The 5,773-nt window shown below is 35.9% G+C and carries 3 protein-coding genes; all 3 read left to right on the forward strand.

Annotation, left to right across the window (positions count from 1 at the left end):
• Nucleotides 1–549 (forward strand): carbohydrate-binding protein (locus HM986_RS17355; protein ID WP_218841466.1); only part of this gene is annotated, 549 nt, incomplete at its 5' end.
• A 119-nt stretch (nucleotides 550–668) separates the two neighbouring features.
• A complete protein-coding gene (locus HM986_RS17360; protein WP_179336312.1) occupies nucleotides 669–3,821 on the forward strand; it encodes a SusC/RagA family TonB-linked outer membrane protein in 3,153 nt (1,050 codons plus the stop codon).
• 28 nt (nucleotides 3,822–3,849) lie between these two features.
• Nucleotides 3,850–5,520 (forward strand): RagB/SusD family nutrient uptake outer membrane protein, encoded by a 1,671-nt coding sequence (locus HM986_RS17365; protein ID WP_179336313.1) that lies wholly within the window; start codon nucleotides 3,850–3,852, stop codon nucleotides 5,518–5,520.
• The last annotated feature ends 253 nt before the right edge of the window (nucleotides 5,521–5,773 follow it).

The following is a 5,773-nucleotide window of genomic DNA, read 5'->3' on the forward strand; positions in this document are numbered from 1 at the left end:
AAAAAAAGCAGTCCGCTTAAATTTTCTAAGGCTAAAGATTGGTTAGTTATCGATGTGCCTTATAAAGCACCAGACGAATTAATATCTGTAATTGAAGTTCAACTTAAAACATCAGAACCTATTGTAGAAACAAACATAGGTATTTACCCCAATGTACCTACCCGATTATTAACTGAATTTGGAGAAGCTGAAGGCGCAGAACAAAAAAACATGCGTTGGATGGAAAAATTTGGTGAATGGAAACATGCCAACCAAGTCAGTGATTGGGAAGAAAACGGTACTGTGACTTGGGAGGTTAATGTTCAAGAAGCAGGTTATTATTATCTAGATTTAGAATACAAGGGTGAGGGACGATTGGTTTGGAAAACAACAACAGATGAAGGTATAAAAATTCAAAACCAGCAAGCAGCAACCGATAAGTATGCCTATCGCAGAATGGGAATTTTAGAATTTAAAACGGCCGGGAATCATACTATTAAAACGTCATTAATAGAAGGTGATGCACAAACATCGAGTTTAAAGTCTATTAAAATTTTACCAATAAAATAACGGTGAATACGGCTTCTTTTATGGATTGCTTAAAATGAGCAACGATTTGGGCAAATACAGAGTACCTATCATTTTAGAATTAATTTAATTTGAGTCAACTAATTAAACCATAACTATATATGAAAAAAATTCTAACTATTTTTCTTCTTACACTTAGTATCCAAGTCTTTTCTCAAGAGAAAACAATTTCGGGAACTGTGAAAGATGATACAGGACAACCGATACTCGGAGCTTCAATTTTAGTTAAAGGACTTGCGAAAGGAACGGTTACTGATTTTGATGGAAATTATACTTTAAATCTTAATACTGGTGATGTTTTGCTCTTTTCTTACTTAGGAGCGGAGACCAAAGAGGTGGTTGTCGGAGAACAAAGCGTCATCGACGTAACACTAATTATGACAGACACGTCACTAGATGAGGTGGTTATAGTCGGGTATGGAACAGTGCAGAAAAGTGATTTAACGGGGTCTGTTTCTTCAGTAAAAGCAGAAGAAATAACCAAAGCAGGTATGGTCAGTCTGGATCAAGCATTAGCAGGAAGAGCTGCCGGAGTTGTGGTTACACAAAATTCTGGCGAAGCTGGTGCTGGTGCTTCCATTAGAGTTAGAGCTATAAGTTCACTAAACGGTAGTGAACCATTATATGTTATTGATGGTATCCCAATGGATAACGAGTCCGCTCCAGGTTTAGGGGATCAAGATGTAGAGAGTTCTTCTCTAAGTCCATTATCGTTGATTAATCCTGCGGATATTGAATCTGTAGAAATTCTTAAGGATGCATCTTCAACTGCTATATACGGCTCTCGTGGTGCAAATGGCGTAATATTGATTACTACAAAATCTGGAAAAGTCGGTAAGGGCGTTATTTCCATTGAACATGATTATGGCATTTCTACGATTCCAAAATTTATAGATGTATTAGATGCTAATGAATACGTTATATTAAATAGTGAAACAGCTTTTAATAGAGGCAACCTCAATGCAGGCGGGGTCAGACTAGATTCTGCTAGAGCAGGACTCTTAACAGATAATAATTGGCAAAAAACTATTGTCCGTGTAGGAACCACATCAAACACAAATTTAGGATTTAATGGTGGAAATGAGGATGTTAGGTATTCCATTTCATCAAATTATTATAATGCTCAAGGTATTGTTGAAGACACAGATTACACACGTGCCTCATTTAGATCAAATATAAATGCTAATATTTCAGAAAAACTTAAAGTGAGTGCTCGAGTAAATTATTCTCATGTTACTTCAAATCAAAAGGCCATTAGTGCTGGTCTTAATAACAATAGAGGTGCCGCTGGTGCTTTCTCTAGAGCACTTAGATCAAACCCAACTACAGGGCTTGATGCAGATGATGAGGATGAAGGTGTTGATGGTTTTACGCCTTTAACGTCGATAGAAGCTAATAATTATAATAGTTTACTGACTCAAATGATAGGTAGTTTAGATGCTACTTACAATTTTACAAAAGCATTATCATTCAAAACTGCATTTTCGTATCAAAATAGAAATACGGCGCAACGGTATTATCAATTAAATATTTTGCCGAGAAACGTGGCAGAAGGTGGTAGAGCGAAAACTGGTGACATTCGAAAAATGAGAACTACACTCACGAACACCTTGAATTTTCGAAAGAAATTTGGTAAAAGAAATAATATTAATGCTGTTTTAGGACAATCTATCGAATCTAGTGAAAATGAAGGTGTTTACGTTTCTAACTATGGGTTTCCCAATGATTTATTAACCTATTACAATCCAGGTGCTGCTACTTTTAATGATCCTGATAGAGTGTCTTATTCGCAAGATAAGTTAGCCTCTTTTTTCGGAAGAATAAACTTTACGCTTAACAGAAAATATTTATTTACATTAACAGGTCGTTTTGATGGTGCTTCAAAATTTGCGGCCAATAATAAGTGGGCATTTTTTCCAGCTGCAGCATTTGCTTATAAACTTTCCCAAGAAAAATTCTTAAGAAACAGTAATACCATAAAAGAACTAAAACTGCGTGTTAGTTATGGTGCGTCTGGTAACCAAGCTATTAGCACGTATCAGTCTTTAGACCAATACGCTAGTGATATCATAGCATTTAATGAGCAGCAAACCGCTATTTTTTATTCCGATCAATTACCAAATCCTAATTTAACATGGGAAACCACCACACAATTTGATGCTGGTATAGATTTTGGGTTATTCAATAACAAATTATCGGGTTCTATTGAGTATTACAACAAAATAACGGACGATCTTTTATTTAGAGGTAATAGAATACCTGTACAATCTGGATTTCAAACATTAACAGAAAATTCTGGATCTTTAGAAACCAATGGTTTTGAAGTGTCGATTGATGCTCGTATCATTAATAACGATAAATTTTCTTGGAGACTAAATGGTAATGTTGCTACAGGTAAAACTAAGGTTAGAAGTATGGCTTCTGATAATCTTTTCAGTGGTTGGGATCCTGGCTTTATTTCAGGCGGAACACAACGTTTGATTATTGGAGAAGAGGTAGGAACATTTTTTGGTTATAAAAGAGCAGGTATTGCTCAGTTTGATGATTTTGAAGAATTCCAAGGCCTCTCAGATCAAGAACGTATAGATATGTATAATGCTAACCCTACAGCTACTTATACATTTGTAGCGGATTACGATGGCGGTGTACCATCAACTGACGTTGACCATAGACCAGGTGAACAATTATATGAAGATGTAAGTCCTGATGGCGTACTAAGTGAAGAAGACAGAACAACTATAGGGCAAGCACAGCCAGATGTAATTCTTGGAATAAATAATGTTTTTAAAATTGGAGCAGTTGACCTTAGTATTTTTATAGATTCCCAAATAGGGAAAGATATAGCCAATATCCCAAACATTGGGCTATTAAACTTTGCTGGAAGACAAGCCTTGGACCTTGCTAATAACAGATGGACACCGACTAATCCCAGTAATGTTTGGCCAAGATTAGATGCAGATAATACACGAACCAACCGAAACCTCTTTAGTGATCGCTTTATTGAAGATGGTACTTTTGTTCGTTTACAAAATGTTACCATTGGTTATAATTTTGATAAGGAACTGACAGAAAAACTAAAAATAAGTAGTCTAAGAGTCTATGTTTCTGGTACCAATTTGCATATTTGGACAGACTATACAGGCTTTAGCCCTGATGTATCATTAAGGGGGTCTTCTGCTACAAATATAGGGCATGACAATGCTGGTTACCCGCAAAGTCGAGTGATCAGAATGGGAGTTAATTTAAAATTCTAAATAGAAAATTAATTAAAAATATAAAAAGATGAATATAAAAGTAAAAATAGGGTTATTACTACTAGTAGTAATGAGCATATCATGCGAAGAGTTTCTTGAGGAAGAGCCCCCAACATTTATTTCAGCGAGTAATTTTTTCCAAAATGCTGGAGATGCCAGAACAGCGGCTGATGGGGTATATAAAAGCTTACTTGAGTCACATAATAGGTTTTGGACCGTGGTTGATGCCTATACAGATGATCAAGTTAGTAGGACACAAGGAGGGAATTACAATGCTTTTGGGACCCACACGGTAACACCTTCTGATCGTGTATTTGAACAGTTTTCAGTATATAGCAATTGGTGGATAGGTATTGGTAGGGCGAATACCGTAATAGCAAACGTTCCAGCAATAGATATGGATGAAACAGAAAAAAATATAATTTTAGGTGAAACTAGAGCTTTAAGAGCTTTTTATTACTACCAATTAGTGAGAGCTTTCGGTGATCAACCGTTAATTTTAAATCAAATAGATGAAAGAGCAGATTTTGAAAAACCAAGACTAAGTGCAGAAGAAATCTATGATCAAGTTATTATTCCAGACCTTCAGTTTGCTGAAGAAAATTGTGCTGATGAATTACATACTGGTCGAATTACAAAATGGACTGCTAAACTCATTTTATCTGAAGTCTATTTAACACGTGCTGGGCACAGAAGAACATCTCAAGGTGATTTTATTCAAGGCGATGCCTCTAACTGGGCATTGGCAAGAGATAAAGCTAAAGAAGTTATAGACAATTCGCCACACAGTTTAAATATGGTAGGCTCAGGAAATACTCCGGCATTTGGTGTGGCATGGTTAGACGACAATTCATTTACGAATGAATCTATTTTAGAATTATCATATATTGGAGTTCAAGGGCTTGGTAGTTGGTTAAGTCGAGAAAGTAATGGCACCGGATCCGCAAGAGGTTACTGGGGAGCAAATACTAATGCAACACCTTTAGTAGATGAAGGTTGGCCAGGTGACCTACGAGAAGAAAATGAGACTAATCCAACTGGGTTATTTTTTCCAGGAGGAATACCTGGTACAGGACAACAACTTCCAACCCCAGACTTATACGATGCTTTTGAAGATGGCGATGAAAGACTATGGAGCATTATGACACGATATGAGTCACCATCTGGGAAGCCATATCTTTGCCAGCCAACCTTTAGAAAATTTATAGATATCGCTTATTATCTTGGTGAAGATGGGACAAGTTTTCAATATGTCAACTCAAATGTAATTTTATATCGCTATGCAGATGCTTTATTGATTTATGCTGAAGCACAAAATGAAGCCAATGGTGCTCCAAATGGTGAAGCTTATAATGCTATAAACCAATTAAGAAATAGAGCAGGATTAGGTGATTTAACAGCAGGCTTATCTCAAGGTGATTTTAGAGAAGCTGTTTGGCAAGAAAGACGCGTTGAATTAAATGCCGAATTTAAACGAAAATTTGATTTAATTCGAACGAATAGATTGGTTCAAGAAACAACAGATATAAATCTTGATTGGACTGCGGAGCAAGGGTCATTATCAGATTACAATAATGTTTATACTCCTTTTTATAACAACAGACCTATATGGCCAGATAATGAATGGTTATTCCCTATTCCACAATCAGAATTGGACTTAAATATAGAAAATGGTTGGGAACAGAACCAAGGCTATTAAGCTTATATAATTTACAATAATTTTTTAGAGGGCATTAGTAATTAATATCTAATGCCCTTTTTCTAAGTACTCAATAATAAAAAGTTTAGCAATGACGATAAAAAAAATAAATTGCCTTTATATCCTTTTGGGAATATCGCTTCTTTTTAGCGCGAATACTTTCGCTCAGGATGATAATAAAAAAGGAATGGAAGAAATGTGGGGTGAAACTAGCGTTACTGGTGATGCCTTAAAAAGTGGAAAAGCAAAGTTG

Origin of the sequence: Winogradskyella costae (assembly GCF_013403865.1) — a bacterium.
Lineage (GTDB): Bacteria > Bacteroidota > Bacteroidia > Flavobacteriales > Flavobacteriaceae > Winogradskyella > Winogradskyella costae.

What these genes read in the sequence shown, in the direction of transcription:
- HM986_RS17360 (WP_179336312.1), top strand. Translation starts at nt 669, where the DNA reads ATGAAAAAAATTCTAACTATTTTTCTTCTTACACTTAGTATCCAAGTC.
- HM986_RS17365 (WP_179336313.1), top strand. Translation starts at nt 3,850, where the DNA reads ATGAATATAAAAGTAAAAATAGGGTTATTACTACTAGTAGTAATGAGC.